The following is a 1,552-nucleotide window of genomic DNA, read 5'->3' on the forward strand; positions in this document are numbered from 1 at the left end:
TGGCGCCGATGGCGACGACCTCGTCCGGGTTCACGCCCTTGTGCGGGTCCTTGCCGGTGAGCGACCTCACCAGGGAGGTCACCGCGGGCATCCGGGTCGAGCCGCCGACCAGGATCACGTGGTCGACCGCGGCCACGTCGATCCCGGCGTCCTCCACCGCCTGGTGGAACGGCGTCCTGCAGCGCTCCAGGAGGTCTTCCGTCATCTTCTCGAACTGGGCGCGGGTGAGCTTCTCCTCCAGATGCAGCGGGCCCTCGGCGGCGGCCGTGATGTAGGGCAGGTTGATCGTGGTCTCCGTGGCGGAGGACAGCTCGATCTTCGCCTTCTCGGCCGCCTCGCGCAGCCGCTGCACCGCCATCCTGTCCTTCGACAGGTCCACGCCGTACCCGTTCTTGAATCGGGTGACGAGATGGTCCACGACCCGCTGGTCCCAGTCGTCACCGCCGAGACGCGTGTCCCCGTTGGTGGCCTTCACCTCGACGACGCCCTCGCCGATCTCCAGGAGCGACACGTCGAAGGTGCCGCCGCCGAGGTCGAAGACGAGGACCGTCTGATCGTTCTCCTTGTCGAGGCCGTACGCCAGGGCGGCCGCGGTCGGCTCGTTCACGATCCGCAGCACCTTCAGGCCGGCGATCTCGCCCGCCTCCTTCGTCGCCGTGCGCTGGGTGTCGTCGAAGTACGCGGGAACGGTGACCACCGCGTCCGTCACGTCCTCGCCCAGATAGCTCTCGGCGTCGCGCTTCAGCTTCTGCAGCACCCGCGCCGAGATCTCCTGCGCGGTGAAGCGCCGGCCGTCCACCTCGCCGCTCGCGGGGAACCGCCAGTCCGGCTCGCCCATGTGCCGCTTCACCGACCGTACCGTGCGGTCCACGTTCGTCACGGCCTGGCGTTTGGCCAGCTCGCCGACGAGCACGTCGCCGCCCTTGGCGAAGGCGACCACGGACGGTGTGGTCCGCGCACCCTCCGCGTTCGCGATGACGGTCGGTTCACCGCCCTCCAGTACGGCCACCACCGAATTCGTCGTTCCCAGATCGATACCGACCGAGCGAGCCATGTCGGCCTCCCCAGCATGGACGAGAGCGTGCCGTAGGACGCTGCCTGTACCTCCCGCTCCTTCCCCGCGCGGAGCCCGGCATGCCGTTGCTCAGAGTCTCGGTGGCTCTCAGCATTCCGGGCTTTTCGGCCCGGAAGGTCCGTCTCGTCACCGGAGCGTGAGGGCTTCGGCTTGAGGACGGTCTCTCGCTTCCTCCTGCCGCTGGTGCGGCAGGGTTGCGCCGCCTGCCCGCCCCGCCCCGGCCGCGTGGCCGGGGCGGGTGGTGCGGGTCTTGTGGTCGGCTCCACGAGGCTTCGACACCCGCTGGGGGTGTCCCGGTCTCCGGCCACTCCGGTACCGGTCGTGCGGGGCGCCGCGAGGGCGACGAGGTTGAGTCCGGCATTGTCGTCCCGGTCGATGACCAGGCCGCACACGTCGCACTGGTAGGTCCGGAGGTGCAGCGGCAGCTTGGCTTTCACCGCGCCGCACCCGGAACAGGTCTTGGAGGACGGATACCAG

Annotated in this window: 1 protein-coding gene; it reads right to left on the minus strand. The window is 69.7% G+C overall.

The features are described 5' to 3' along the window. On the minus strand, positions 1-1,054 hold a 1,054-nt coding region (locus QK442_RS36085; RefSeq protein WP_282698370.1), incomplete at its 3' end, for an Hsp70 family protein. Between the last annotated feature and the right edge of the window lie 498 nt (positions 1,055-1,552).

The sequence above is a fragment of the Streptomyces sp. CC208A genome (genome assembly GCF_030010625.1).
Taxonomy (GTDB): Bacteria; Actinomycetota; Actinomycetes; order Streptomycetales; family Streptomycetaceae; genus Streptomyces.